We start from the raw sequence: 1,704 nt of genomic DNA, 5'->3' as shown, positions 1-1,704 counted from the left end.
GAGGGCACTGATTTTCTTAAGGTTTTTCGTTTTTCTTTAACCTGGTAAAATCTTATAAAGATAAAAAAGCCAATTTCTGTCTATTATTAGAAAGAAATTGGCTTTATTTTTGTCTGAATCCCTTAATTTTGGACTATGTTGTCCATTTTCTTACTTTATTAACTTTAGAATTCGTTTTATATTTACCGCAAATATGGTGGTTGCCCCTTGAATTTGCATGCCAAATAAACCCGAGGATTTCGCTGTTTCATACTCGTGTGCATGTTTTAATTCGCTATTCTTAGCCTCAATCTTATATCGATTTCGAGATAGCTCTTTAAATTTAACCGTCTTTTGAAATGCTTCCTGATCTTTATGCTCTGTCGATTTTATTGTGACAGAATAGGATTTTGTTTTCGCTCCTTTTTTATAACAGCCCTCTTGTAAGGGACAAGTGTTGCATTTATTCGTATCAAATAAATATTTAATTCTTGGATTTCGATCTTGACCTTTTCTTTCTTCAAATTTCTTTTGGATCGCCAAATGGCCAGCCTTACACACATATATTCCTGCATCTTTATTAAACGTGAATTCGTCCTCTTTTTTTCGCGTACCATGCGTTACATGTGGATGCAATTTTGAAACAAGTTCCAAATTTTCTTCTTTTATATAACGAATATTTTCTTTCTCAGAATAGGCCGTATCTCCAATAACCGTTTTAATTTCCATTCCTGTTTTGATGCTTTTTTCAACTAATTCTTGAAGATATTTTCCATCACTTTTCTCTCCAGTTGTGATCACCGCTGCCGTAATAATCCGTTCGTTAGCCATTGCCAAATGTGTTTTGTATCCAAAAAAAGAGGAGTCTGCCGATTTATGTCCTACTTTGGCATCTGGATCCATGGAAAAACTCAACTGTTCTGTACAATCCTCAACGACTTCTTTTAATACATTTAACTTTTCTTTCACCGCAGGTAATTCTGAAATTCTTGGCTCTGATTCGATGGCGGTAATAAGATCTTCGCAGTACTGTAATTCATCTTCAACACTATTCGTTGTTGTTTTGGCCGGTAAATTCTCTTTCATCGATTCATCGATTTGGTAGACAGACCGACGTACATTCTTTGATTTTTCCTGTAAAAATTCTTTAACGGACTTTTGATTATAACGGGATTTTGTGTGAGTTGAGTCAACAATAATCGTTTTACTTTTAATGATGTCTTTCTCTAATGCGATTTCAACACTTTTATTTATAAGCATATCTAATAAATCCACATCTTTTAGACGAAGCCTACGAAACTTCGTTAGGGAACTGGGGTCAATAACAGGATCTTCTGGCGCCATTTCAAGGAAGTATTTAAAGGACATATCATACTTTGATCGTTCGACCACATCTACATCTGATAAATTAAAAATGGATTTAAGCAAGAGATATTTGAACATACGGATCGGGTGAACGGCATTACGACCGTTATCTAGACAGTACTTTGATTCTAACTCTTCTAGAATAAAGCTGAAGTCCACAAGATCATTGATTTGACGAAGCATATTATCTTGTGGAACAACAAGATCGTATATCTGTAAATAGGGGCTGAAACTAAGGGATTGTTGGTTGGAGATCATTTTATATACCACCTGCGATAAGTTAATACCTCTATTATAAAACAAAAAGCCAGTGAAACAGTAAATGTTTCACTGACTTAAATGGACTTTTTCAGTGCCCTC

General features: G+C 34.8%; 1 protein-coding gene. It reads right to left on the bottom strand.

Going from position 1 to position 1,704, the window contains the following annotated elements:
* Positions 1-150 precede the first annotated feature (150 nt).
* Positions 151-1,602 (bottom strand): IS1182 family transposase, encoded by a 1,452-nt coding sequence (locus B7E07_RS00010; protein ID WP_080843532.1) that lies wholly within the window; start codon positions 1,600-1,602, stop codon positions 151-153.
* Positions 1,603-1,704: the final 102 nt, after the last annotated feature.

This window comes from Cytobacillus gottheilii (assembly GCF_900166665.1).
Lineage (GTDB): Bacteria > Bacillota > Bacilli > Bacillales > Cytobacillaceae > Cytobacillus > Cytobacillus gottheilii_A.
This window is presented reverse-complemented; position numbering and strand designations above follow the sequence as displayed.

Bases quoted from the DNA above. Each gene is read 5' to 3' on its own strand.
- B7E07_RS00010 (WP_080843532.1), bottom strand. From the start codon at position 1,602: ATGATCTCCAACCAACAATCCCTTAGTTTCAGCCCCTATTTACAGATA.